The organism is Mesorhizobium sp. M0208, from assembly GCF_040322015.1.
Classification (GTDB): Bacteria; Pseudomonadota; Alphaproteobacteria; order Rhizobiales; family Rhizobiaceae; genus Mesorhizobium.
In genome coordinates, this window is sequence record NZ_JAMYSP010000010.1 from 41,207 (window position 1) to 66,063 (window position 24,857).

At 62.7% G+C, this 24,857-nt stretch carries 30 protein-coding genes; 15 read left to right on the forward strand and 15 right to left on the reverse strand.

What is annotated here, in order from left to right:
* The first annotated feature begins 14 nt into the window (after positions 1-14).
* Both NKJ17_RS12715 and NKJ17_RS12720 read left to right on the forward strand, forming a co-directional pair.
* Entirely contained in the window at positions 15-200 is a 186-nt protein-coding gene (locus NKJ17_RS12715; RefSeq protein WP_254818788.1) for a hypothetical protein, read from the forward strand.
* 3 nt (positions 201-203) lie between these two features.
* Entirely contained in the window at positions 204-422 is a 219-nt protein-coding gene (locus NKJ17_RS12720; RefSeq protein WP_352645263.1) for a hypothetical protein, read from the forward strand.
* Between the two features lie 41 nt (positions 423-463).
* On the opposite strand, the gene NKJ17_RS12725 is transcribed toward NKJ17_RS12720, so the two are convergent.
* Complete coding sequence (locus NKJ17_RS12725) at positions 464-730, reverse strand: hypothetical protein (protein WP_352505406.1); 267 nt, start codon at positions 728-730, stop codon at positions 464-466.
* A gap of 441 nt (positions 731-1,171) precedes the next feature.
* On the opposite strand from NKJ17_RS12725, the gene NKJ17_RS12730 reads away from it, so the two are divergent.
* The 9 genes from NKJ17_RS12730 (at position 1,172) to NKJ17_RS12770 (ending at position 9,006) form a co-directional block, all read left to right on the forward strand.
* Positions 1,172-1,888, forward strand: coding sequence for a GntR family transcriptional regulator (locus NKJ17_RS12730; RefSeq protein ID WP_352688596.1), 717 nt, complete (start codon positions 1,172-1,174; stop codon positions 1,886-1,888).
* Positions 1,888-2,982: an LLM class flavin-dependent oxidoreductase gene (locus tag NKJ17_RS12735; protein WP_352476768.1), complete on the forward strand. Its 1,095-nt coding sequence runs from the start codon at positions 1,888-1,890 to the stop codon at positions 2,980-2,982. Before NKJ17_RS12730 ends, NKJ17_RS12735 begins: the two co-directional genes overlap by 1 nt.
* Positions 2,982-3,527, forward strand: a complete 546-nt coding sequence (locus tag NKJ17_RS12740; protein ID WP_352688599.1) for a flavin reductase family protein — start codon at positions 2,982-2,984, stop codon at positions 3,525-3,527. The genes NKJ17_RS12735 and NKJ17_RS12740 overlap by 1 nt, the downstream gene beginning before the upstream one ends.
* Positions 3,528-3,618: 91 nt before the next feature.
* Positions 3,619-4,596, forward strand: coding sequence for a TRAP transporter substrate-binding protein DctP (gene dctP / locus NKJ17_RS12745; protein WP_352688602.1), 978 nt, complete (start codon positions 3,619-3,621; stop codon positions 4,594-4,596).
* A 74-nt stretch (positions 4,597-4,670) separates the two neighbouring features.
* Positions 4,671-5,183: a TRAP transporter small permease gene (locus tag NKJ17_RS12750; protein WP_352688604.1), complete on the forward strand. Its 513-nt coding sequence runs from the start codon at positions 4,671-4,673 to the stop codon at positions 5,181-5,183.
* A gap of 3 nt (positions 5,184-5,186) precedes the next feature.
* Entirely contained in the window at positions 5,187-6,497 is a 1,311-nt protein-coding gene (locus NKJ17_RS12755; protein WP_254818782.1) for a TRAP transporter large permease, read from the forward strand.
* 26 nt (positions 6,498-6,523) lie between these two features.
* Entirely contained in the window at positions 6,524-7,237 is a 714-nt protein-coding gene (locus NKJ17_RS12760) for a hypothetical protein (protein WP_352688607.1), read from the forward strand.
* Positions 7,238-7,278: 41 nt separating this feature from the next.
* Positions 7,279-8,037, forward strand: coding sequence for an HpcH/HpaI aldolase family protein (locus tag NKJ17_RS12765; RefSeq protein ID WP_352688609.1), 759 nt, complete (start codon positions 7,279-7,281; stop codon positions 8,035-8,037).
* 12 nt (positions 8,038-8,049) lie between these two features.
* Positions 8,050-9,006 (forward strand): C-terminal binding protein, encoded by a 957-nt coding sequence (locus tag NKJ17_RS12770; RefSeq protein WP_352688611.1) that lies wholly within the window; start codon positions 8,050-8,052, stop codon positions 9,004-9,006.
* Here the strand turns inward: NKJ17_RS12770 and NKJ17_RS12775 are convergent.
* From NKJ17_RS12775 to NKJ17_RS12815, 9 genes are all read right to left on the reverse strand, one after another.
* Entirely contained in the window at positions 8,993-9,262 is a 270-nt protein-coding gene (locus NKJ17_RS12775) for a hypothetical protein (RefSeq protein WP_352688613.1), read from the reverse strand. The two genes, NKJ17_RS12770 and NKJ17_RS12775, sit on opposite strands and share 14 nt — an antisense overlap.
* Entirely contained in the window at positions 9,246-9,725 is a 480-nt protein-coding gene (locus tag NKJ17_RS12780) for a MaoC/PaaZ C-terminal domain-containing protein (protein ID WP_352688616.1), read from the reverse strand. The genes NKJ17_RS12775 and NKJ17_RS12780 overlap by 17 nt, the downstream gene beginning before the upstream one ends.
* A 1-nt stretch (position 9,726) precedes the next feature.
* Entirely contained in the window at positions 9,727-10,803 is a 1,077-nt protein-coding gene (locus NKJ17_RS12785; protein WP_352688618.1) for a Gfo/Idh/MocA family protein, read from the reverse strand.
* Positions 10,796-11,125, reverse strand: coding sequence for an L-rhamnose mutarotase (locus tag NKJ17_RS12790; RefSeq protein ID WP_352688621.1), 330 nt, complete (start codon positions 11,123-11,125; stop codon positions 10,796-10,798). Before NKJ17_RS12790 ends, NKJ17_RS12785 begins: the two co-directional genes overlap by 8 nt.
* Positions 11,126-11,134: 9 nt before the next feature.
* Positions 11,135-12,247 (reverse strand): mandelate racemase/muconate lactonizing enzyme family protein, encoded by a 1,113-nt coding sequence (locus NKJ17_RS12795; protein ID WP_352688623.1) that lies wholly within the window; start codon positions 12,245-12,247, stop codon positions 11,135-11,137.
* Between the two features lie 4 nt (positions 12,248-12,251).
* Complete coding sequence (locus NKJ17_RS12800) at positions 12,252-13,349, reverse strand: ABC transporter ATP-binding protein (protein WP_352688625.1); 1,098 nt, start codon at positions 13,347-13,349, stop codon at positions 12,252-12,254.
* Between the two features lies 1 nt (position 13,350).
* Entirely contained in the window at positions 13,351-14,217 is an 867-nt protein-coding gene (locus NKJ17_RS12805) for a carbohydrate ABC transporter permease (protein WP_352465970.1), read from the reverse strand.
* A gap of 2 nt (positions 14,218-14,219) precedes the next feature.
* Positions 14,220-15,116 carry a carbohydrate ABC transporter permease gene (locus NKJ17_RS12810; RefSeq protein WP_352688628.1) on the reverse strand — a complete coding sequence of 299 codons (897 nt, stop codon included), beginning with the start codon at positions 15,114-15,116 and terminating at the stop codon, positions 14,220-14,222.
* Positions 15,117-15,257: 141 nt separating this feature from the next.
* Positions 15,258-16,577, reverse strand: a complete 1,320-nt coding sequence (locus tag NKJ17_RS12815) for a type 2 periplasmic-binding domain-containing protein (RefSeq protein WP_352476491.1) — start codon at positions 16,575-16,577, stop codon at positions 15,258-15,260.
* Positions 16,578-16,736: 159 nt separating this feature from the next.
* Between NKJ17_RS12815 and NKJ17_RS12820 the strand changes: the two genes are divergently transcribed.
* Together NKJ17_RS12820 and NKJ17_RS12825 are read left to right on the forward strand one after the other, a co-directional pair.
* The gene (locus NKJ17_RS12820) at positions 16,737-17,525 is read left to right on the forward strand and encodes an IclR family transcriptional regulator (protein ID WP_352451570.1); all 789 of its coding nucleotides are present in this window, start codon (positions 16,737-16,739) and stop codon (positions 17,523-17,525) included.
* A gap of 67 nt (positions 17,526-17,592) precedes the next feature.
* Positions 17,593-18,429 (forward strand): amidohydrolase family protein, encoded by an 837-nt coding sequence (locus tag NKJ17_RS12825; protein ID WP_352688631.1) that lies wholly within the window; start codon positions 17,593-17,595, stop codon positions 18,427-18,429.
* A 65-nt stretch (positions 18,430-18,494) separates the two neighbouring features.
* Here the strand turns inward: NKJ17_RS12825 and NKJ17_RS12830 are convergent, their stop codons facing one another.
* Genes NKJ17_RS12830 through NKJ17_RS12845 form a run of 4 tightly spaced genes read right to left on the reverse strand, consistent with a single transcriptional unit; the run spans position 18,495 to position 21,477 of the window.
* Complete coding sequence (locus NKJ17_RS12830; RefSeq protein ID WP_352505389.1) at positions 18,495-18,632, reverse strand: hypothetical protein; 138 nt, start codon at positions 18,630-18,632, stop codon at positions 18,495-18,497.
* Between the two features lie 8 nt (positions 18,633-18,640).
* Positions 18,641-19,741 (reverse strand): extracellular solute-binding protein, encoded by a 1,101-nt coding sequence (locus NKJ17_RS12835; RefSeq protein WP_352688733.1) that lies wholly within the window; start codon positions 19,739-19,741, stop codon positions 18,641-18,643.
* Between the two features lie 20 nt (positions 19,742-19,761).
* Positions 19,762-20,922 carry a CaiB/BaiF CoA transferase family protein gene (locus NKJ17_RS12840; protein ID WP_352688633.1) on the reverse strand — a complete coding sequence of 387 codons (1,161 nt, stop codon included), beginning with the start codon at positions 20,920-20,922 and terminating at the stop codon, positions 19,762-19,764.
* A gap of 3 nt (positions 20,923-20,925) precedes the next feature.
* A complete protein-coding gene (locus NKJ17_RS12845) occupies positions 20,926-21,477 on the reverse strand; it encodes a MaoC family dehydratase (protein WP_352505387.1) in 552 nt (183 codons plus the stop codon).
* A 190-nt stretch (positions 21,478-21,667) separates the two neighbouring features.
* Here NKJ17_RS12845 and NKJ17_RS12850 point away from each other — a divergent pair, with 190 nt between their 5' ends.
* Positions 21,668-22,765 carry a lactonase family protein gene (locus NKJ17_RS12850; protein ID WP_352688636.1) on the forward strand — a complete coding sequence of 366 codons (1,098 nt, stop codon included), beginning with the start codon at positions 21,668-21,670 and terminating at the stop codon, positions 22,763-22,765.
* 7 nt (positions 22,766-22,772) lie between these two features.
* Here NKJ17_RS12850 and NKJ17_RS12855 read toward each other — a convergent pair whose 3' ends face one another.
* Entirely contained in the window at positions 22,773-23,486 is a 714-nt protein-coding gene (locus NKJ17_RS12855; RefSeq protein ID WP_023676076.1) for a GntR family transcriptional regulator, read from the reverse strand.
* 258 nt (positions 23,487-23,744) lie between these two features.
* On the opposite strand from NKJ17_RS12855, the gene NKJ17_RS12860 reads away from it, so the two are divergent.
* Positions 23,745-24,833 (forward strand): ABC transporter ATP-binding protein, encoded by a 1,089-nt coding sequence (locus tag NKJ17_RS12860; RefSeq protein ID WP_352688639.1) that lies wholly within the window; start codon positions 23,745-23,747, stop codon positions 24,831-24,833.
* Positions 24,834-24,857: the final 24 nt, after the last annotated feature.

Consider the following 24,857-nt stretch of genomic DNA (forward strand, 5'->3'; position numbering starts at 1 on the left):
GAAGGAGAAACGCCATGAGCACAAAACCTCCCCCTGTTCCACCGGAGAATCTGAGCCCAAAAGGAGCCGGTGACAAAAAACCGGTAGCCGCCGACCAAGCACCGCACGGCCAATCGACCGTGCCGGATCCCGACAAGCAGGGCCAGCAAGGCAATACGAAGGTCAACACCACCCATCAAGGCAACGTCCAGGATCGCTAGGTCATGTCCACGTCGAAGAAGACTCCTGCCAGCATCCGCCAGGGTGGTCCCGGCGCGGCGCACGAAAACGCCAAGAAGCCGCTGAGCGTCGAAAAGCCGCCGGCCGATTCCGACCGGCGCAGCCACAGCAAGGTCTCCGGGGGCGGCGGCGAACGCGACAGCCACCATACCCACGACCCCGAAAAGAAAGGCGACACCCGGCCTGCGCGTCAGGGCAAGTGAAATCGGGTGGCGACGCGAAGATCGGTGGCTCGAGCGAAATTTCAGCGGGGACGGCGCGCCGAGGCGAACGGCACGACATTGTCGACATTTGCCGCCGGCAAATCAAACAGCATCGGAAGCCCTCGCGTCGCGGCCATCTCCACGATCAGCTCTTCGATGGAGTGATTGGTCAGACGCGTCTCCACGCCCAGCCGGATCATCGCCGCCAGCTTGTGCACCGGCACCGGCACGGACTTCGCCCGGTCGTCGAGCAGCTTGCTGATTTCGATCACGACGTCTGCGTCGATATCCCTGGGCAAGTCTCGCATAAGCGCCTCCCGCCAAACGAAACGAAAAGCCCGCCGCACCTTTCGATACGGCGGGCGATCCAGTAATGCGCACCGGCGAGGGGATCGGGTGGGCGTGCCGGCGCGCGCAGATCGCAAGTATTTTAGTTAAATCCGCCAGCCTCGATGTGTCACGCGAAAACGTCTGTACGTTTTTACCGAACCGCGCGGATCGCTGGCTCTCCCCGCGTCGCGCGGCGCGACCGCACGGATGGCGTGACCCTCTGCCCTCCGGACAACGAACCTAAACAGTATACATTATAAACTTAAAACATCTTGCCAGGCGATCCAGCCTGTGCTCCACTTCGCATTGGAACGTGGCCTGCAGGTCGAATTCTCTCGATATGTAGCTGCATTTCAACGGATACTGCGAGAACACCAGCCCTCAAACGATATACGAAATCTTCGCATGGGAAGGCGTGGATGACGGAAACGATAGAGCTCAAACGGGTTGGCGATGGCAATCTGCGTGCCCAGGTCTATCAACAAATCCGTCTGACCATACAGCATGGCGAATTGGCGCCTGGCCAGAAGCTCGTAGATGTCGACATCGCCGCCCAGCTCGGCATTTCCAGAATGCCTGTCCGCGACGCCTTGATGCAGCTGGTGCATGAGGGCTATCTCGTCGGCACCACACGCGGCTTCACGCTGCCCACGCTTACCGCAACGGATGTCGCCGACATCTTCGAGGTCCGCCGCTTGCTCGAGCCGCGGGCCGCCGCACACGCTGCGCGGACACTCGACGCCGCTGGCCTCAAGACGCTTGCGGCCGCGCTTCGGGAGGCGGAGGCTGCGGCCGCCGCCGGCGATGCCGACCGCTTCTTCCAGGCCAATTCGGCATTCAGGAATTGTTGGCTCGGCGCTGTCGAGAACCAGCGCCTTTCACAAACCATTGCAAGGTTCGCCGACCATGTCCTCGTCGTCCGTCTAAGGACGCTGTCGCACCAGCCGACGCAGGCCGTCGTCGTGGCCGGCATGCGCGCAATCTATGAGGCATTCGTCAAGCGCGACGCCGTCGCCGCTTACGACCGCATGACCCACTTCATTCAGAACGCCGAGGAGCGTTTCATGAAGCTGAGCCCACCGTCTCAACATTCCACCGGTGAAGGTGAGAGCATGTCGCAGCCGGGGAAACCATGATTAGGAAGCAGCACCCGCTGAAAGGGCCGAACAGGTTCAAGCTCGGCGTCTTTTCCATGAACGCCGATGGCGGCCTGGCAATGACCACCGTTCCCGAGCGCTGGCGTGCCCGCTGGGAAGACAACCTCAATTCCGCCTGCATCGCCGACCGCGCCGGCCTCGAGTTTCTGCTGCCGATCGCCCGCTGGCGCGGCTTCGGCGGTTTGACGCATGTGCGGGAATGGTCGTTCGAGACGTTCACCTGGGCGGCGGGTCTTGCTGTCGCCACGGAAAACATCGGCCTGTTCATGACGGTGCATGTGCCGCTGGTTCATCCGCTGCAGGCTGCCAAAGCGCTTGCGACGGTCGACCACATCTCCAACGGGCGTGCCGGCTTGAACATCGTCTGCGGCTGGAACCCGGACGAGTTCGCCATGTTCGGGCAGACGGTCGGCGAGCGGACCTACGATCAGGCCGAGGAATGGATCAACATCATCGTGCGTGCCTATCAATCGAGGGAGCCGTTCGACTTCAGCGGCGAGTTCTATGATCTGAAGAGTGTCGTTAGCCGGCCGCCAAGCTTGCAAGTGCCACGACCGGTGACCATGAACGCCGCCTTCGGCGCGCCGGGGCGCAACTACGCGGCGCGCCACTGTGACTATCTGTTTTCGACTTTTTCCGAAATTGCCGACGGCCGTGCGCATGTGGTCGACATTACCAACCGCGCGGCCGAAGTCGGGCGCGAAGTCGGCGTCTATACGGTCTGTCACGTCGTCTGCCGGGAGACCCAGCAGGAAGCCGAGGACTACTACCGGCACTACGCGCTGGAATGCGCGGACGAGGGTGCCGTCGACGAGCATATGCGCAAGAAGAAGGAATTCGCGAACTCGCATGACGCGAAGGCCTTCACCGAATATCGGCAGAGGTTCGCCGGCGGTGCCGGGACCTTCCCGCTCATCGGCACGCCGGAAAAAATCGTCGACGACCTCACCGAGATCATGGAACAGGGCTATTCCGGCGCCGCCCTCACATTCGTCAACTACACCTACGAACTGCCCTTCTTCTGCGACCGCGTGCTGCCGCTGATGCGCCAGGCCGGGCTTCGAGTAAATTGATGCCGGCCGCCGCCATTCCGACGCTATGGGTGGATGGGCACAACGCCATCGATCCGCGCGCGTTCAAGCAGGCTATGCGGGCCGTGGCGGGCTCCGTCGCCATCCTCGCGTCGGAGCATGACGAGATCGGCTTTTGCGGCATTACGGCGACCGCTCTCTGCTCGTTCAGTGCCGAGCCGCCTTCGCTGCTTGCCTGTGTCAACCGCGGCAGCACCTTTGCCTCGGCCATTCGCGAAGGTTTGCCTTTTTCGGTCAATCTTCCCGCCGGCGACCAGGAGAACGTTGTGCGTGCGTTTGGCGGCATGACCAAAGCCAAGGGCGCCGCGCGGTTCTCGTCCGGATCATGGGTGCGCGGCGAAACCGGCGCGCCCTTGCTTGTCGGCGCGCGGGCAATGTTCGAGTGCGTGGTGGCCGAAATCATCGTGCGGGCGTCGCACATGATTGTCATCGGCATCGTCTCGGGCGTTGCGCTGGATCGCGCTCACCGATCGCCGGTCTTCTACGCGCATGGGCGGTTCCTGACAGTAGGAGATGATGTCAACTAACCGCCGTTCGTGTGGCGGCGAAGCGTGCAATTTCAGATCGGCCCGATGATTGGGCCTCCGGCTAAGTGAATCTATCAGAGGGAATACGGCAATGCGCATTTGGAAATCCCTTGTTCTGGCTGCACTCATGTCGGGTGTGGCGGGTATCGCCATGGCCGACGAGGTCGTCCTCAACGCCGTGCATTTTACGCCGACGCAGAACGGCTACGCCCAGAGCTTCCTGAAGTTCGTTCAAAAGGTGAACGAAAAGGGCAAGGGCGTGGTCCAGATCAACGTGCGTGGCGGGCCGGAGGTCATTCCACCGATCCAGCAGGGCGCGGCGCTCAGGAGCGGCCTGATCGATGTGATCGACACACCGGCAGGGCAGTTCCTCGAACTCGTGCCCGAAGGCGAGGTTTTCTCCGCATCGACGAAGACGCCCTGGGAGGTTCGCGACAATGGCGGCTGGGACTTCATCAGCGGGATTTTCGAGAAGAAGGCCAATGCCCATCTGCTGGCGCATGTCGACGCGGGCTCGGGCTTCAACGTCTTCACCGTCGACGAACCCAAGCTCAACAGCGAAGGCAGCATCGACTGGGGCAGCCTGAAGATCCGCTCGTCGCCGCTCTATCGCGATTTCCTCGAATCCCTGGGCGCGACAGTGATCGTGCAAGCGCCGGGGGATGTCTATACCTCGCTCGAGCGCGGCGTCGTCAATGCCAACGCCTATACCGTATTTGGCTATGCATCCTTCGGCTGGGACAAATTCACCAAATACCGTGTCGATCCGCAATTCTTCAAAACCGACGTGCTGATCTCGATCAACAAGGCCAGATGGGACACGCTGTCGCCCGAGGCGCAGAAGCTGCTGGCCGACACGGCCGTCGAATACGAGCGCGCGAGCTATGACGCCAACCTTGCCGAGTCCGAAAAACAGGCACAGGCGATGATCGACGGCGGGCAGAAGGTTGTCAGCTTGACCGGCGCCGGCCGCGACAAATTCCTGGCGGCTGCCACGCAGGCGAGCTGGGCGAGAATGGCCAAACGCGATCCCACCAACATCGATCAGTTGAAGAAATTCTTTCAGTAGCCGAGCCGAGGGTGCCTTGTGCGCCCTCCATCAAAGCTGGGCCAAGGGCAAAGGGGACATGAGGGTCGTCGGGCATGGACAGATTGTTTGCAGCGATTGGGAAGCTGAGCCTTGCGTTGGCGGCGGCGGCAAAATTGGTGCTTGGCCTCATCATTGTCGCGGTGGTTGCTGATGTGTGCGTCCGCAATCTGGGCCTGAGGCCGCTTGCCTGGGCAGTATCCGCGACGGAATACGGCTTGCTTTACGCGGCATTTCTGCCGATGCCCTGGCTGGTCCACAGCAAGGGCCATGTCTTCGTCGAGTTCCTGCGCAAGGCGCTGCCGGTGCGGGCACGGGCGGTGCTTGAAAAGCTGGTCTATCTCGCCTGCATTGCCGTCAGCCTCTACCTCGGCAGCGTCGCTCTGTCGTCCCTGACCAGTGCCGTGGCGGGCGGCGAATATGAAACGCGCAGCTTCGACATGCCGAAATGGCTGGTCTTTCTGCCCATCATGCTCGCCTTCTACCTCTCAGCGCTGGAATGGCTCAGATATCTGCTCGGCCGTGACACGCTGTACACGCTGGATCCTCTGGAAATGGAAGGGCTCTGACCGGTGGCCTGGCTGTTTCCATTCGCCGTGCTCGTTGGCACCATCCTGGTGTTAATGGGGCTGGGGCTGCCGGTCGCCTTCGCGTTCTTCGTCACCAATGTGATCGGGCTGTACCTGTTCTTCGGCGGTTCGATCGGCGTGACGCAGATGGTCGCCAACTTCTCCGACGCTGTCTCGACCTACGCGCTTGCCCCGCTGCCGATGTTTCTTGTCATGGGCAGCCTGTTCTTCCGCTCCGGCCTCGGCGAGAAGGTCATCTACGCGCTCGACCTGTGCATCGGCAATCTGCGCGGACGCCTCGCCTATGTCGTCCTCGCCGCCGGCACGATCTTTTCCGCGCTGTCGGGCTCGAGCCTCGCCAATACCGGCATGATGGGCTCGCTGATGGTGCCCGAGATGCTGAAGCGGGGCTACAAGCCGCATATGGCCTACGGCCCGGTGCTTGGCGCCGGAAGCCTTGCCGTCATCATCCCGCCATCCTCGCTGGCCGTCTTGCTCGGCTCGCTTGCCCAGATCGATGTCGGCGCGCTGCTCATAGCGGGAGCTCTGCCCGGGCTGCTGCTCGTTGTCATGTACGCAGCGCTGATCTTCGCCCAGACGAAGATCGACCCGGACGCCGCTCCGCACTATCCGGTGCCCGCCGTTCCCGCGGCCGAGAAGGTGAGGGCGGTCGCCGTCAACATCATTCCGATGAGCGTTATCGTGTTCATGGTGGTCGGCACGATCATCCTTGGGATAGCGACGCCGACGGAATCGGCGGGACTCGGCTGTGCCGCCGTTTTCGCCTTGTTGTTTGTCTACCGACGGTTCAGCTGGTCGGTTGTCTGGAAGTCGCTGGACGACGCGATGAAGGTCACCGGCATGACCTTCCTGATCATCTCGGCTTCGACGACGTTCTCGCAGATATTCGCATTCTCCGGCGCCTCCAACGGCTTTATCCAGTTCATCGTCGGCTACGATCTTGGACCGTATCCCATGCTGCTCATGATGGTGCTCGTCATCCTGCTGCTCGGCATGTTCATGGATCAGGTCTCGATGATGCTGATCACGCTGCCGATCTTCCTGCCGATCGCCCAGCAATTCGGCTACGAGCCCGTATGGTTCGGGCTGATCCTGCTGCTCGCCTACGAGGTCGGCTTCACCACGCCGCCGTTTGGCCTGCTGCTGTTCATCATGATCGGTGTCGCGCCTAAAGGGACGTCGCTCAAAACGGTTGCCATGTCAGCGGCGCCTTACATCGCGCTGACGCTTCTGCTGATCCTGCTGATTGTCCTCTTTCCGCAGATCGCTCTCTTTCTTCCGAATTTGATCTAGCCGAACTCGATCCAGAGGGTCTCCACATGCGCTTTGCCTATCTTGCCTTCTTCCATGACGACCGCGAGGCAAATTTGGCCACCGCCGGTGAAGACGTTGACGCTGTGCGGCGTGTGATTGCGTCGACCCCGGGTCTTGCGCTTGCCAACATCTATCTGCCCGAAGTGGCGACGGACATGTTCAACAACGATGGTCCACCGCCGGTCTTTGGCTTCCAGCTCTATTTCGACGAATTGGCGGACATGGAGGCGGCGCTGGCGCCGTCCGGCCATCTGCAGGCACTTGCCGCACCTGGTATGCTGTCGAGCATCGCCGGTTCGAGGCCGACGCAACAGGCAATGTGCGTGCGTCCGTTTCCCGTCGATGACGCTGGCGTCAAGACGTCCGGGCTGCCCTGCAGCTATCTTGTCCACTATCCCGGGCCGGCCGAAGACATGAGTGTCTGGCTCCACCACTATGTGACGCATCATCCGCAATTGATGCGGGGCTTCCCAGGCATTCGCCACATAGAAGTTCTGTCGCGACTGGATTGGTGCGGTTCGCTGCCCTGGCCGCGGATCGACCATATGCAGCGCAATCGTGTCATGTTCGACAGTCCCGCTGCATTGACGCACGCGCTGCAATCGCCGGCGCGGCTGGAGATGCGCGCCGACTACAAGACTTTTCCGCCGTTTTCAGGCGGCAGCCGGCATTTTCCGATGTCGACGGAAGCCGTGCATCCTTCGTCAAGGGCCACATAGGCAAACAGGTTTTGCCGACGCCGAAAATTTCTGGAGATTTCATGTACGACTTTCGCAAGAAATGTATCTCTCTCGATCGCCTCATCGGCACCTTCTGCGCCATCCCGCACCCTGTGGCGGTCGAAGTGGCGGCCGCGAGCGGGGTCGATTTCCTGTGCATCGACTGGGAGCATTCGCAGATCGGCCGCGAACGGCTCGAGGATCTGATCCGCGCCGCCGATGTCCACAAGGTTCCGGCGATGGTGCGCGTTCCCGGCCACACGCCGGAGTGGATCGCGGCCGCGCTCGACGCCGGCGCGTCGGGCGTCCTGGTGCCGCGCGTCTCCACGGCCGAGCAAGCCCGCATGGCGGTCATGGCCTGCCGTTACCCGCCGGTCGGCGCACGCGGTGTCGGCCCAGGCCGCGCCGCCGGTTATGGCTACAGCATTCCGGACTACCTCAAATCGGCCAACGAGGTCCTGACGGTCGCCATCCAGGTCGAGACGGCGGAAGGCCTCGCCAACATCGACGACATCGTCCAGGTCGACGGCGTCGACGTGATCTTCATCGGCCCCGGCGACCTGTCGGTCTCGATCGACGCCATGGGGCCGGCCGGCCAGGACAAGCTCAATGCCGCGATTATGAGGATCGCGGCCCCGGCGCGCGCGTCCCGCAAGGCCGTCGGCATCTTTCGCCCTTCGGCGGATGATGTCGGCAAATGGTCGCGGCACGGCATCAGCTTCCACGTGCTGGCCAGCGACACGATGTTTCTCGGCGCCGGCCTTTCCGCCGGTGTCGCGTCGGCGCGCAGCGCCTCATAGCAAGAGTTTGGCATGAAGATCATCAAGACCGACGGCGTGTTGTCAGTCGAGGAAGAGCAGTTGCGCTACCTCGACGGCTTGAGCGCCGAGTTTGTCGAAAAGACGCTGCTCACGGAAGATGCCCTGATCGAACACTGCCGCGACGCCGACGCATTGATGGTATTGCGAGAGCCGATCACGGCTCGCGTTTTGGCGGAACTGAAGAGGCTCAAGGTCGTCGGACGGTTCGGCGTAGGGCTCGACTCGATCGACGTCGAGGCCGCCAGCCGTGCCGGTGTTCAGGTAACCTACGTGCCGGACGCCAATCTGGTTGAAGTCAGCACCCACGCCATGGCCCTGATCCTGGCCTTGACGCGCAAGCTGAAGCAGTTCGACAGCGCGGTGCGCGCCGGCCGCTGGGCTGCAATGACCGATGGCGCCGGCATCACACGGCCCGACAGGCAGATCCTCGGCCTGATCGGCTTCGGCCAGATCGGGCGGCTGACTGCCGAGCGGGCGCGTGTCTTCGGCTACCACATCATCGCCTACGACCCGTACATGCCGGCCGAGCGCATCACCGCCGGTGGTGCTGAACCGGTCGGCTTCGACGAGTTGCTTGCCAGCGCCGACATCGTCTCGCTGCACGTTCCCGCGACACCGGAGACCAGAAACATCATGTCGGCGCAAGCCCTGTCGCGGATGAAGGAAGGCGCGATACTCATCAACGTGTCCCGCGGCGGCCTCGTCGACGAGGTCGCCTTGGCGGATCTGATCCGGCGTCGCCATCTGGCTGGCGCCGGCATCGACACTTTCGAGCGGGAGCCGCCTTCGCCCGACAATCCGCTGCTGGCGCTGGACACCGTCCTGGTCAGTCCACACGCGGCGCACTACTCGACCCAGTCTTACGCAGAGGTTCGCAACAAGGTGTTTGCCGATGTCGCGTCGGTCCTGCGCGGCGGCAAGCCGGTATATCCGGTCAACCGGATATGACCAATTCCCGATGTCGGCACCATCCGCTGCCTGTCGATTCCACCTTAACGGTCCGGGGCAGGCGCCCGCTGAGCGCGACCTCGGCAAGCGGATAAAGACGGGAACGGGTGAAGAGCGAATTCGCATTTTTTGCCGACAGCGCCACATTTTGTTCTTGCTTTGTGCCGGCAGCTATGCTACTAATTTGTGTATGGTGCTGATTCGCACCGAGGACCCGTCGCAAGGCGGGTTTTTTGTCTTTAGGTTTCAGCGCCATCCATCGAGGCCCTGCTCGGCTTGTCGCGACGCTCGACGATGTAGATGTGGTCGGCGACCAACACCACGTCGCCATGCTGGTTGATCACCTCGCAGCGCTCGATGACCCGGCCTGAATCGGGTCGCTTCGGGTCGTCTTCCCTGGCCGAGATGGTGGTGCGGGTCCGGATCGTATCGCCGATGAACACCGGCTTGATGAAGCGCAGCCTGTCGTAGCCATAGGAGAAGGCAACCGGGTTGACGACGCTTGCCGTCAGTCCGACGCCGACCGAAAAGACCAGCGTGCCGTGGGCGATGCGCTGGCCAAACGGCGTCGTCTTCATGAACTCGGCGTCCATGTGGTGGGGAAAGAAATCGCCGGTATGGCCGGCATGGACGACGAAGTCGGTCTCGGTGATGGTGCGCCCGCTGGTCATGCGCGACGACCCGATCTGATAGTCCTCGAAGTAGATCGTCTGCTCCATGTCAGGGCCTCGCCGCTATCGGTGTTGCCGGCGCCGCGCTCGATTGATAGGCGGCTTCGACCAGCGCCATGGTGCTCCAGCCGTCCTCGACGGAACTGACAAGCTCGGCGTCCTCGCCCGACGCGTAGCGCTGGACATTGGCCATGCGGCCGGCAAAGGCGTCCGGAAACCATGAGCCGACGAGTGGAACCGCAATCCAGTCCTTGCCGCCTTTGGGGTAGATTTCGAGAATGTCCGGCTCGCCGCGCGGATAGTCGAGGTTGACGCCTAATTTGAGGTAAGCGGCGCCCTCGGTGCCGCAGATGCGGAATTCGCAAGCCTGGTGTTTTCGACCGAATTTGTGATCGTGGTTGATCGACAGCGCACAGCGCACGGTGTCGCCATAGTCGAGGATCGCGCTGGTTCGCGTTTGCGCAACCTTATGGCCGGGGTGGCCGAGTGTCTTGGCGTGAACCCCCTTGGGATCGCCGAGCAATTGCCGGATCAGGTCGAGATAATGGATCGAATGCATGGCGATCTCGACACGCGGCGCCTGCAACAGGAATTCCCAGAGCTGCCAGGGTGTCGCCAGCGCCAGCCATGCGTCGAAGTCGACCACTTCGCCCAGCCAGCCCTTGGCGATCGCATCCTTCAGCGCCAGCATCATCGGCGCAAAACGGAGTTGGAAATTCACAGCGGCCCTTAGGTCTTTGGAGCGGGAGATTTCGAGGATCTCGGTCGCCTCGGTGAGATCGCTGCCCATCGGCTTCTGGATCAGCGCCACCGCACCATCGGGCAGCGCCCTGAGCACGCCGGCATGATTAGCCGGCGGTGTCGCCAGGTCGAAGACGGCGTCCTTGATTGACGCAGCTTCTTCGAGCGACCGGTAAGCGGTGACGCCCCATTTCTGCGCCAGTTTTTCCGCCTTGGTCAGGTCGGGGTCGAAAAGCCCGGCAACCGGGAAACCGGCTTGCCCATAGGCCGGGAAATGCGCATCGCCGACGATCGAGCCGGCGCCGAAAATCACGATCCGCCTGGGCTTTGACGGTTGTGCCCAGGCCTGGGAAAGCGAGGCAGGATCGAAAATGTCATCAGTCATAGTGGAAGACTTCGTCCATCGACGCCCACCACTCGCCCTCCTTGCGGGTCGGCAGCGGCTCCTGGCATGGCATGCACAGCGCCCACCATTCCTGCGTCGGGGGATCGGCAGCCATCTTCGCCATGTCGGCGGCATAGTCGGTGCCGTGGTACTCGAAGGTGCTGAACAAAAGGTGCTCCGGCTCCCTTAGATAGATCGAATAATTCTTGATGTTGCAGGCGGAAATCATCTTGAGGACGTCCGGCCAGACGGCAGCGTGAAGCCGCACATACTCGGCGACTTTCTCCGGCTTGAGACCGAGCACCATTCCCATTCGCTGCATGTCCGCCTCCTATTTCATTATCGCCACGGTGAATTCCGCTATGCTCTTCGACTTGATCGCATCCCAGTCCCAGTCGATGCCGATGCCGGGCTCGTCCGGCGCCAGCGCGTGCCCGTCCTCGATACGCATTTTCTTGCCGGTCAGCTCGTCGAGCTGGGGAATATACTCGACATATCTGCCGTTCTGAACGGCGCATGTCAGGCTGACATGCAGTTCCATCAGGAAATGCGGGCAGACCGGTATGTCGAACGCCTCGGCTGCATGCGCCACCTTCAGCCACGGCGTGATGCCGCCGATGCGACCGACATCGACCTGCACGATCGAACACGCGCCCTTTTGCATATATTCGCGGAAATGCCGGATCGAATAGAGCGACTCGCCGATAGCGATCGGCGTCGATGTGGCACTCGACAGCCGCACATGACCGTCAATGTCGTCGGCCGGCAGCGGTTCCTCGATCCAGGCGAGGTCGAGTTCACGCAAGCGCTCGGCCCGGCGGATCGCCTCGTCGACTGAAAAGCCCTGGTTGCAGTCGGTCATGATCTCGTAGGAGTCTCCAACCGCCCGGCGCACCGCCGTCAGCCGGGCAAGATCCTCGGAACCGTGCGGCTTGCCGATCTTGACCTTCGAGCCGCGAAACCCCTTGGCCTTGGCGGCCAGCGCATCCTCGACCAGTGCCTCGGTTCCGATATGCAGCCAGCCGCCTTCGGTGGTGTAGAGCGGGCAGCGGTCCTTGGCGCCGCCGGCAAGCTTCCACAGCGGCAGGTTTTGCTTCCTCGCCCGCAGGTCCCAAAGCGCAGTGTCGATGGCCGCCAGCGCGATTGCCGTGATCGCGCCGATCGTCGTGGCATGGGTGGCGAACTCCAGCTCGCGCCAGATCGCCTCGATCATGTCGGCGTCGCGGCCGATCAGCCGCGGCGCAAGGTGGTCGGCCAGGAGCCGCATCACCGAGGAGCCGCCGGTGCCGATCGTGTAGCTGTAGCCGGTGCCGACCGCGCCGTCGGCGTCGGTGATGGTGACGATCGGTGTTTCCTGGCTGACAAAACTCTGGATGGCATCGGTGCGCTTGACCTTCGGCACCAAGTCGACCATGCGGAGTTCGACTTTCTCGATCTTTGCCATGATTTTAACCTCGCAATGTTTTGCCCGTTTCGGCAGAAAACAGATGGGCCTGCGACAGGTCCAGGCTCATCCTGACCCGGTCTCCGGCCCTGAGCGGCTTTGGATTGAGCATGCGGGATATCCAGTCGCTGCCGTTGAATTCGGCAAACACCAGCGTCTCGTTGCCAAGCGGTTCGGTGACGGTCACCGGCAGTTCCACCTGGTGGACGTCGACCTCTTCGCCGGAGCTGATGCCGTGTCCCGTCGGATAGATGTCGTCGGGCCTGAGGCCGAATACGACCTTGTCGCCGGTTCCGACATTTGCCTTGAACTGGCTGGGCAGAGGCAGTCTCTCGCCGCTGGCGAACAGCAACTGTCCGTCGTCGACGTCAGCCTCGTGCAAATTCATCGGCGGTGAGCCGATGAAGCCGGCGACGAAGCGCGTCTGCGGCCGGCGGAAGACCTCGTCGGGTGTGCCGACCTGCTCGATGAACCCGTCACGCATGATGACGATGCGGTCGGCCAATGTCATCGCTTCGACCTGGTCATGGGTGACGTAGATCACCGTCGACCGGACCTTGGCATGGAGTTTCTTGATCTCGGTGCGCATCTGCGTCCGAAGCTTGGCGTCGAGATTGGAAAGCGGCTCGTCGAACAGGAAGACGTCGGGATCGCGCACGATGGCGCGACCCATGGCGACGCGCTGGCGCTGTCCGCCCGACAGCTGCGACGGCCGGCGGTCGAGCAACTGGTCGAGGCCGAGAATGCCGGACGCTTCGGCGACGCGACGGTCCATTTCTTCCTTCGCGGCGCCGGCTATCTTCAGCGAGAAGCCGAGGTTTTCGCGCACCGTCATATGCGGATAGAGCGCGTAGGACTGGAACACCATCGAGATGTTGCGCGAGCGCGGCGGCAGGTCGTTGACCATGCGGCCGCCGATCTCGATGATCCCGTCGCTGATCGCCTCGAGGCCGGCGATCATGCGCAGGGTTGTCGACTTGCCGCAGCCGGACGGCCCGACCAGCGCGATGAACTCGCGGTCGGCGACCTCGAGGTCGATGCCGTGCACGACCGCCACCGGACCATAGCTCTTGGTGAGTTTCTTGAGCGATACAGTTGCCATGTCAGCCTTTCACCGCGCCGGAAGTGAGGCCGCCGACGAGATGTTTCTGGACGATGAAGGTAAGCGTGAGCGCCGGTATGATCATAACCACGGCGAGCGCGCACATGCCGCGCCAGTCGATGGTGAATTCGGCCGTATAGTCGAGCAGGCCGACCGGCAGGGTCTTGGAGTTGATCGAGCGTGTCAGCTGCGAGGCGAGCGCGAACTCGTTCCAGGAGGTGAGGAAGGCAAAGATGCCGGCCGAGGCGATGCCCGGCCCGGCCAACGGAAACTCGACCTGCCAGAAGGCCTGCCAGCGCGTGCAGCCGTCGATCTGCGCCGCCTCGGCGAGGTCTTTCGGCACCTGGCGGAAAAAGCCGTCGATCAGCCAAACGGTGAAGGGCACGTTGAGCGCGACATAGACCAGGATCAGCCCGAAATGCGTGTCGATGATGCCGAGCCGCGCAAAGACGAAGAACAGCGGCAGCGACAGCGCAATGCCAGGCACCGTGCGCGTCAGCATCAGGCCAAGGAACATCGCCGATTTGGCGCGAAAGCGGTAGCGCGCAAAGGCATAGCCGCCGGCCATGCCGATAACGATGGCGATCACCGTCGAGGTCACCGAGATGATCAGCGAATTGCGGAAGTAGTCGAGCACCGGGATGCCGCCCTGGCCGACGCCGCTGAACATGGCTATGTAGGCATCGAGCGAGAGTTGCTGCGGGATCCACACCGGCGGCTTGGCCATGATCTCGACGGTCGGCCGCAGCGACGACAGCACGATCCAGATGCCGGGCAGGCAGATGACCAGCATGGCCAGGAACAGTCCGATGCCGTGAACGATGCCGAGCGCTTTGTTGCCGACGCGATGCAGGCTGTTCTGGTCCATCCTCACCACTCCGCCGCGATCTGCGTGCGCGCCGCGGCGAGCTTGCGGTAGAAATAGACGGTGAACAGGATGGACAGCAGGATCGAGAAGTAGGCCATGGCATTGGCCATTCCCATCCGGGCATCGCCATAGGCAGTGCGGGCGACGAGCGTCCAGACGAGTTCGGTGCGGCCGGCAGGACCGCCGTCGGTCATGATCTTGACGATGTCATAGGCGCGCGCGACGTCGAGCGAGCGGATGGTCATGGCGATGAAGGCAAACGGCATGATGAACGGCCAGGTGACATAGCGGAATGTCTGCCACGGCGTGCAGCCGTCGACGCGCGCCGCCTCGACCGGTTCGCGCGGCATCGCCAGCAGCCCGGCAAGGATCAGGATCGCGAACACCGAGGTCGACGACCAGATCTCGGCGGTTAGGATGGCGATGAAGGCGAGATTGCCGTCGATCAGCCAGGGGATGGCGCGGTCGGTCAGGCCGAGCCCCTGCAGGGCGTTGTTCACCAGGCCGATATTGTCGTTGAACATGAATTTGAACTGGAAGCCGACCAGGATCGGCGAAAACATCATCGGAAACATAATGATGGTGCGCAGAACCCGCTGGCCGCGCGATGCCTTTTCCACCAGCAGCGCCAGCCCGAGCCCGATCAGCATTTCCAGGTTGAGCGCCACCGTCAGCAGCACCACGGTGCGGGCAAAGGCGACCCAGAAAGCGCGGCTGGTCAGGATGGCGACGTAATTGCGCGCGCCGATGAAGACCCAGAACGTCTCCGGCCTGGTCAGCCGGAACGGCGTGAAGCTGGAATAGAGCGACAGCAGCAGCGGCACCACCACCACCGCCGCCAGCACGATCACCGCCGGCAGCAGGAGCAGCAATGGCGGCGAAGGTCTCCAGCCTTTCATGGCGATCCGGTTCTGGTTGGTGCCCGGACACCGAAGGCCGCCATTGGCGAACTGGGATCAAGACAAAGCGTGTTGCGCATGGTTCGAAAAAATGCTCGGGGCGCCGCTCTTCAATGAGCGCGGCGCCCCTCGGTTGAATGATCAAAGCTTGCCTGCGTCCTCGAGGATCTGGGTGGCCTTGGCGGCAGCGTCGTCCAGCGCCTGCTTGGAGGTCTTGTCGCCAAGGATGGCGGCCTGCAATTCGGGATAGACGGCGTTGGAGATTTCAATCCATTCAGGTGTCTGCGGCACGGCAAAAGCGTGCTTTGCCTCTTCCTGGAAAGCCGCCAGCACTTCCTTCTTATAGGGATCGCTTGCCGCCTGCTGGATGTCCCAGTCCCACACCGCCGTGCGGGTCGGCAGTGGGCCGCTTGCCGCCTCGAGCTTCTGGCTGTCCTCATTGGTCAGGAACCAGACCAGCGACGCCGCAGCCTCCTTGCTGGCGCAGTTCTCGGTGACCGAAAATCCGTGGTGCCCCGACCAGCCGGTGCGAATGCCGGCCGACCCCTTCGGCGCCACCTTCACCCCGACATTGCCGGCGACCTTCGACGACTTCGGATCGTTGAAGAAGCCTGCCCAGCCCGGCCAGTCGAGGTTGATGGCGACGGTGCCTGAGGCAAAGCCCTGGCCGAGATCGTCCCACAGATAGTTGGTGGTGCCGGCCGGCACCGCCTTGGCCTTGTAGAGATTGACGAACCAGTCGAGTGCGTGCACGCCGGCTTCCGAGTTGAAGGCCGGCTTGCCATCCTTGTCGAGGTATTCGCCGCCGTCGGCGATGAGCATCTCGTAAAACCGGCCGTTGATCGCCTCTTCCTTGCCGGCGAACTGGGTGCCGTAGAAATCGGGCGGGCTGGCGAAGAATTCCGCCTGCTGGGCGACCTCGTCCCAGGTGTCGGGCGGTGTCAGCTCCTTGCCGTACTTGGCCTTGTAGGCGGCCTTCTTGGCTTCGTCCTGGTAGAGGCTCTTCTGGTAATAGAGCGCCGACACGTCGAACTGCGCGCGCGGCAGCATCACCAGCTTGCCGTCGAGCGTCGAGGCCTTGATCGTCGACGGCACGAAGGCGTCGATCTCCTCCTTCGGCAGCAGCTTGTTGAGGTCGGTGTAGATATCAGGATACTGCGGCGCGAAGGACGAGTGGTTCGACCCAACGCACCAGTTGATGCTGCCGGAGGCGATGTCCGACTTGATTTCCTTGTCGAGCTCGAAGTGGTTTTTCTTCGAGATCACGTTGACCTTGGCGCCGGTCAGTTTTTCCCATTCGCCGATGCGCGCGTAGAGCCCTTCATATTGCTGGCCGCCGATCAGCTTGGCGTCGATAGTGACGCCGTCGAATTTGCCGGGCAGGTCGGCAGCAAGGGCAGCACTCGCACCAAGTGCGAGCAGCGTTACGCCGGCTGACAGGCCGCAGAACAGTTTCGTCATTGGTATCCTCCCAAGAGCCTGCATCGATCGCGTAGTGAGGTCGATCGGCAGCTTCATTCATATACAAACAAAACATTCATAGGATCGTCAAGCCGAAAGTTCTTTCGGAAGCAATACCGTTATGCGTATATGAAAAATGCAATTCACTGGAGAGGCGGAATGGCAGAGGACGAGGAAGACGACCGCTATCGAGCCCCGGCGCTGGACAAGGGGCTCGACATCCTCGAGCTGCTGGCCGGGGTCGATGGCGGCCTGACGCAGGCGGAAATCGCCAAGAAGCTCGACCGCAGCCCGAACGAATTCTATCGCATGCTGGACCGGCTGGTGCGGCGCGGCTATGTCACGCGGCCGGATGGTGACCGTTACTCGCTGACGCTCAAGCTGTTTGGTCTGGCGCAGCTGCACGCGCCGGTGCGCCGGCTGGTTTCCTATGCGACGCCGCTGATGCGCGAGCTGGCCGAGACCACACAGCAGGCAAATCAGCTGGTCGTCTTCGATCGCGGTTCTGCGGTGGTGATCGCACAGCAGGAGGCGCCGGATTACTGGGGCATCTCGATCCGCGTCGGCTCGCATATCAGCCTGTTCGACACCGGCTCCGGCCATGTGCTGCTGGCGTTCCGCCCGCCGGAAGAGCGGCAGATGATGATCTCAGAACATCTGCGCAGCACCGACAAGCCGCCGCAATCGCCGGAGTTCTTTGCCCGCCTCGACCAGATCCGGGAACGCGGCTACGAGATGATGGCATCGATGCAGACCGCCGGTGTCTTCAACCTGTCGACACCGGTTCTTGGCTCGGACGGCAGGGCGATCGCCGCGCTGTCGATCCCCTACATAACCCTGGTCAACGCACCCAAGGCGCCCGACATTACGAGGACGATTGAGCTGCTGCTGGCAGCGACCGAAAAGCTGTCGCAGCTGGCGGGATCGACCGTCAAGCAATCGCGATGAATTCTTATTTGAATGAAGAATTTCTCCGTGAGATGATCGCGAAGTCGCCAAGGAGGAGCGCGCCACCATGATCTTCGACACTCATCTGCACCTGATCGACCAGTCCGCGCTGCGCTATCCCTGGCTGGCCGGTGTGCCGGCGCTCAACCGCGATTTCTCCTACGACGAATATGCAGTCCAGGCCCGCCGCGCCGGCATCGAGGGCGCATTGCACATGGAGGTCGATGTCGATCCTGCCGACATCGAGGCCGAGACCAGCCATGTGAAAACGCTGTCGCAGCAGAAGGGCAGCCTGCTACGCGGTGCAATCGCCTCCTGCCGTCCGGAAGAGCCGGGCTTTGCCGGCTATCTCGAGCGCCAGCGTGAAGATTCTTTCGTCAAGGGCTTTCGGCGTGTGCTGCACGTCATTCCGGATGAACTGTCGGAAGGCGCGCTGTTTCGTGAAAACATCAAGCGGCTTGCCGGCAGCGGCCTGACCTTCGACCTCGTCGTCCTGCCGCACCAGATCCCCAAGGCGATCGTACTCGCCGACCTCGCGCCGGATGTGCAGTTCGTGCTCGACCATTGCGGCGTGCCCGACATCAAGGGCGGTGCCGAGCACCCCTGGCGCGAGCACATGGCGGAGATCGCGCGGCGCCCGAACGTCGCCGGCAAAATTTCCGGTGTGGTCGCCTATGCGGATGCTGGATCCTGGACTGTCGAAACGCTGCGTTCCTATGTCGAGCACACCATCCAATGCTTCGGCTGGGATCGCGTCGTCTGGGGAAGCGACTGGCCGGTCTGCACGCTCGGCGGCGGGCTTGCGACCTGGATTGCGGCGACGCACGCGCTGCTTGCCGGCACCAGCGACGATGAACGGCAAAAGCTGCTGTCCGGCAACGCCAAGCGGCTGTGGAGTTTGTAGAGCATTTTGCAGCCAAGTGGAATCACTTGGCGTCGCACAAATGCGGCTAAAACGAATAGACGGCCTCAGATGGTCGCCGACATGTGCCGCTCGCGACCGTAGAGCGAAACCAGGAGCACGACGACCAGGCCAAGTGCCGCCCAGGCCGACGGCAGCACCTTCTGCGGCGCGCCGTCATATTGCGCCTTCAGTTCGGTCGGCAATCCAGCGATCACGCCCGAAACAGGCGATTGAGATCGGCAACGACGCGAGCCGCATTGTGCCTTTCGCTCAGGCCAAGATTGATGCGATCTGACGCCGCCTGCTGGAAGGCCATGTAGCCGTCGTGCCGCGGCCTGACCCAGGCACCTTCGAGCGTGGCTCGGGTGTCCTTGTAGAAATTGCCGCTGGCGGCGTTGACGGCGGCATTCGCCCAGGCTGCCGCATGGCCGGGCTGGCCGCCGGCCGAGGCATAAGGGCCGCGCTGCACGTCACCGCTGGCGATCCAGTAAGCGAAGTCGATGGCCGCCCGCCTGGCCTTCGAAAAGGCCGACACGGCGATGCCGGTCCCGCCGAGCGCCGAGCCGATCGGACCGACATTGCCCGCAGCAGGGATATCGGCGAAAATAACGCGGCTGGGCCGGAATCCGGCGATGGCGTAGGAGACATAGCCATAGATCAGCGGCGCACAGGCGATCCGCGATCCCGATCCGGCCATTTGCTCCAGAACCGCGATCGGGTCCGTGCCAAGACAGGCCGGGTCGACGAGCGCCGCGATCTCGCGCATCATCTCGAAAACCTGCTTGCCGATTGCAGGATCCACATGGTCGCCCGGGCCTTCACCGGCGGGCCGGCCGAGATTACCGGCGAGCGTGTAGAACACCATCAGCGAATGCGGCGGCCTGAGCGGCAACAACACGCGGCCCTGCCGCGCCAGATCGAGCGCATCGGCCCATCTCGCCGGCGCAGCCGAGAGCATGTCGGGCCGCCACGCCTGCACCTGGCTGGCCGCGTCGATCGGAAACGCCCACTGCCGGCCCTGCCAGTTGTAGCTGGCATAGGATCGGCCGACGCTGCCCGCCGCAAGTGCTTTACGTTCGGCTTCCCGGCCGGCGACATCGAGCGGCGTCAGACAGTTCTCGGCGGTGATCTGGCCGACATGCGGATGGTCGATGACGATCAGATCATAGGTACGCGCCAGTTCCTCGACCGGGAAGGATTCGAAATCCTGCAGCGAGCGCTTGTCCCATTCGATAGTGACGCCGGTCCGTTCCTTCCACAGCGCCGAACAGGCGACCATCGGGTCATAGCCGCGCGGATGGCTCCAGGTCATGCCTTTGAGCATGACGTCGCTCACAGCCCGAACTCCGCGCGGATTTTTGCGCTGTGCTCGCCGATGCGTGGCGCGGCCCGCTCGACCTTGGCGCGGATGCCGTCGACCGTGAGCGGCGAGCGCGTGGTAAGGATCGAAACGTCATCCTCGCGCGTCACCGTCTGCAGCATGTCGAGAACCTGGAAGCCTTCGCTGGCCATCATTTCCGGCCAGGTCAAAACCTTGGCGCACCAGATGTCGGCAGGCTCGAGGATGGCAAGCCACTCGTCGACCGTTTTCGTCGCGATTTTTTGCGCGATGATCGCTTTGATCTCGTCGCGGGCAGTGAACCAGGTCGACGGCTGATCGCGGTAGGGCGCAAGCTCCTCGAGCCCGAGGAGATCGGCGAGTTTCGAGATCGGCGTCATGGCGATCGCCAGATAGCCGTCCTTGGCCGGATAGACGCCGTAGGGCGCCGACAGATAGGCGTGTGCGCTGCGGAAGCTCGACCGCCGCGGCAGCCGGCGCCCGTCATTGAGATGCGTGGTCAGCACCTCGAACTGGAAGTCGACCAGCGCTTCGAGCAGGCTGGTCTCGACATGGCTGCCCTTGCCGGTCACACCGCGCCGCACCAGTGCGGCGAGGATGCCTTGCGCGGCGGCCGAACCCGCCAGCATGTCGGCGATCGCCAGGCCGAAGGGCACCGGCCCCTGGTCCTCGTCGCCGTTCAGCCACATGACGCCGGAGCGGGCCTGCGCCAGCAGATCCTGCCCGGGCCGCTTGACCCATGGGCCTTCCTCGCCGTAGCCGCTGATCGAGGCATAGACCAGGCGCGGATTGATCTTGCGCACCGCCTCAAAGTCGAGGCCCAGTCGTTCGATGACGCCGGGCCGAAAATTCTGGATCAGCACGTCGGCCCTGGCCAGCAGGCCGCGCAGTGCCGCAAGGTCGGCCTCGTCCTTCAAGTCGATGGCAAAGCTTTCCTTGGCGCGGTTGATCGCGTGGAAGATAGTGGAATCGCCGCCGATCTCGGTGTCGCTGAGATAGAGACGGCGCGACAGGTCGCCGCCATCCGGCCGTTCGATCTTGATGACGCGAGCGCCGAGGTCGAGCAGTCTGAGCGAGCAGTAGGGGCCGGACAAGAACTGGCTCATATCCACAACGATGAGCCCGGTCAGCGGCAGTTCGGCAATGGCAGCCATTGCCTATTTCTCCGTCTTGCCGGCGAAATCGGCCGGATTGCGGTACTTCACCGTCTGCAGGTGCTCGCAATAAAGCACAAGCTCTCCTTCACCTTTGAAGACTTCATAGCTGGCGCGGATCAGCCCCATCTCCTTGTATTTGGGTTTCTTGTCGAGATTGGAGCGGATCGAATAGATCGTGTCGCCGATGAACACCGGCTTGATGAAGCGCAATTTGTCGTAGCCATAGGAAAAAGCGTTGATGCAGTTGGTGGCAACGAGGCCGAGCCCGGCCGAGAACACGAAGGCGCCGGCGACCAGGCGCTTGCCGAAGATGCCTTCTGTTTCGGCGAACATCTGGTCCTGCACGTAAGGATGGATATCGAGCACCAGCGCGTTGAAAAGATGGCTGTCGCCCTCGGCAATGGTCCTGCGCAGCGAGCGGATCTTCTGGCCGACCGGCCAGTCTTCGTAGAACCAGTTCTCCGCGTTCCAGACCGGAAGATCGGCGTGATCCCTAGGCATGTTGGCGGGGTGTGTCGATGCCACGCCCACGGTTGGCGCGAAACCGCTCATGACGACTTCCTCTGGGAGCGGGAATCGTCCATCAGGGCGCGCCGCAGACCAGCGAAATGCATGATCGATCCTCCCGTCAATCTTCTTTTGTGAATAGTATTTTCACATATGGGGTTGTGATGCAAGCGAGTCTCGGTGAAATTTTGGCGGCTCCGTCGCGGCCAATGCCGGCGGAACGTGGGAGGAAGTGATGCAGAATGCCTGTCTGGTTTTCGTCGGCAGCCTCAATCGCGACGCCCCCTATTTTCAGGGCGCGCGCGGCGTCGGGCTGGGCGTCTACAGTTTCGACGAGGGGACGCTGGAGACAAAGAAACTGGCCGAGACGGAAGACATCGACAATCCGACCTTCCTGTCGGTGACGCCGGACGGCTCCCACGTCTACGCCAACTCCGAAGTGTTCACCTGGCGCGAAGGGGTTGTCTCGGCCTACCGTTTCGACAGGCAGACCGCCACGCTGTCCTACATCAACAAGCAGCCGACGCTGGGCAGCATCACGGCGCATAACACCATCACGCGCGACGGGACCAAGCTGCTGGTCGCCAATTACGGCATGGGCGAGGGCGGCCCCGATCGCTCGGTCGTGGTCTTGGGGCTGCGCGAGGATGGCGGCCTGACAGCGCCGTTGTCGAGCATTGCCCATAGCGGGACCGGACCAGATCCTGCCCGCCAGGAGCGGCCGCATGCCCATAGCGTAACCGAGACGGTTGCCGGCGGCATGGCGATCGTCGCTGACCTCGGCATCGACCGGCTGGTGTCCTATCGCATCGGCTCAGACGGCAGCCTGACGAAGCTCGCCGAGTCGGCGCTTGCGCCAGGCGCGGGTCCGCGCCATCTCGCACTGCATCCGGGCGGTCGCTTCGTGTTCGTCATGAACGAGCTGGATTCGACGGTTGTCTCGCTGGCGCTGGACGAAGCATCAGGCAAGCTTACGGTGATCGACAGCAAGCCGGCCGTGCCGCCCGAGGCGCGCGACGGCAATCACTGCGCCGACATCCAGATCTCGCCTGACGGCCGCTTTCTCTACGGCTCCAACCGCGGTCATGACAGCATCGTGGTGTTTTCGATCGACCAGCAAACCGGCAGGATTGCCCTTGTCGACTATACGCCTTGCGGCGGTGCCACGCCGCGCAATCTGGCACTGACGCCCTCGGGCGGCCATCTCTTCTCGGCCAACCAGAATGCCGACCGCATCTCGATTTTCGCCCGTGATGCCGCAACCGGCCGGCTGACCGACACCGGCCGATCCATCGAAATTGGCACGCCGATGTGTGTGAGGATCGTGCGTTGACGCGATCTCAGAACTCGAGCGCCTGCCTGAGTGCCGGGCCGCTCCTGACGCGCAGATCGAGGTCGGCCTCGATATGGTCGATGTGGTGCAGCATCAGCGCGCTGGCGCGTTCGGCATTGCCATTTTCCAGCGCCTCGAGGATCTGCGTGTGTTCGTTGTGGCCGCAGCTCGAGATGCCCGAGCGGCCATAGAGTGCGATCACCAGCGATGAACGAGCGACCAATTCCTCCATGAAGCGCTGCAGGATGACGTTTCCCGCGACCGACGCCAGAAGCAGGTGAAAATCCCCCGACGCCTTGATCTCCGATCGCCTTGCGTTGGGTCCGCGTTCGGCGATGAAACGGCCTTCTTCGTCGAGCTGGGCCTTGAACGCGGCGACATGCGCCGGCGTCATCCGTCCGGCGGCGGCAATCGCGATGCCTGGTTCGATGAGCCGGCGCGAAGCAAAAACCTGCCGCGCTTCCTCCGGCGACGGATTGGCGACGAAGGCGCCGCGATTGCGCTCGGTGCGCACCAATCCCTCGAAGGAAAGCATCTGCAGTGCCGCACGCGCCACGGTGCGGCTGACATCGAACAGCGTGCCGACTTCGCCTTCGGAAAGCTTGGTTCCCGGCGCCAGCCGGCGATCGACGATCGCGTCGCGCAACTGGTCGCGGATCGCCTGCGCGCGATCCTCGTTGGCGGCCTCGATAGCAGGGAAGGTCTGGTCGGCAATGTTCATGGCAGTGGTCCTGCCTTCTTCTACCCTGAATCGCATCGCTTGGACGAGAGACAAAGTGAATACAGAGATGAAAAAGATTGCATACGATCTTTGCGAAGATCGGCGGCAATCGCCTATAATTTGTGCATTGCACAAGGGTGACGTATCGGCAGCTATATAGAGGCGGCCCTGATTTCTTCGAGGATTCAGTCGGTTGGTGCGGCGGCGCGCAACTGGCACGCATGATGCTTTGGCTAATCCGACCAAAGGGGAAGCTGGATGTCCAAAGCCGCCGAAATCGACATTGTGTCCGTTTCGAAAGTCTATGGCGCGACGACTGCCGTCGAAGGCATCAGCCTGAAAATCCCTGCGGGAACCTATTGCTGCCTGCTCGGTCCGTCCGGCTGTGGCAAGACCTCGACGCTGCGCATGATCGCCGGGCACGAGAGCATATCGAGTGGCGACGTGCGTCTCGGCAACACGGTGGTCACCGACCTGCCGCCGGCCAGGCGCGGCACTGCCATGATGTTCCAGTCCTACGCACTGTTTCCGCATCTCGACCTGATCGACAATGTCGCCTTCAGCCTGAAGATGAAAGGCGTCGGCAAGGAGGAGCGCCGCGCCAAGGCACTCGACATGCTGAAGCTGATGCAGATGGAGGCCTATGCCAGCCGCCGCCCGGCGCAGCTTTCCGGCGGACAGCAGCAGCGTGTCGCTCTTGCCCGCGCACTGATCACCGATCCCGAGGCGCTGTTGCTCGACGAACCGCTTTCGGCGCTCGATCCGTTCCTGAAGATCCGCATGCGGGCCGAACTGAAGAAGTTGCAGACGTCGCTCGGCATCACTTTCGTCCACGTCACCCACAGCCAGGAAGAGGCGATGGCGCTGGCCGACCTGATCGTGGTGATGAACGACGGCCGAATCGAGCAGGCGGCGCACCCGCGCACGGTGTTCGAGCGGCCGGCCACCCCCTTCGTCGCTCGTTTCATGGGCGACCACAATGTCATCTCCGGCCGCGTCACCGGTAGTCGCGACGGCATGGTCGTTTTCGACGTGCCCGGCGGCGTCGCGCTCGCCGCGAGCGGGCAGGGCAGGGAGACCGGGGAGCCCATCGACATCGCCATTCGCACCGACCACGTGCGCATCGGCGAGCCGGCGGCAGCCGGGCTCGGCTTCACCGGCATCATTGCAAACGTCGAGTACCGCGGTTCGACCGTGAAGCTCTCGGTCAATGGCGCCGGCATCGAGGATTTCACGGTGATCGTCGACGACACCAGCTTCTTCGCCAGGCCGGTTGCCGTCGGCGACGCCGTGCCGATCGCCTGGGATGCCGAGGACGCGATCGTCCTTGGCCGTCTCGATTCCTGAAATCCAGCATAACCAACCAAAACA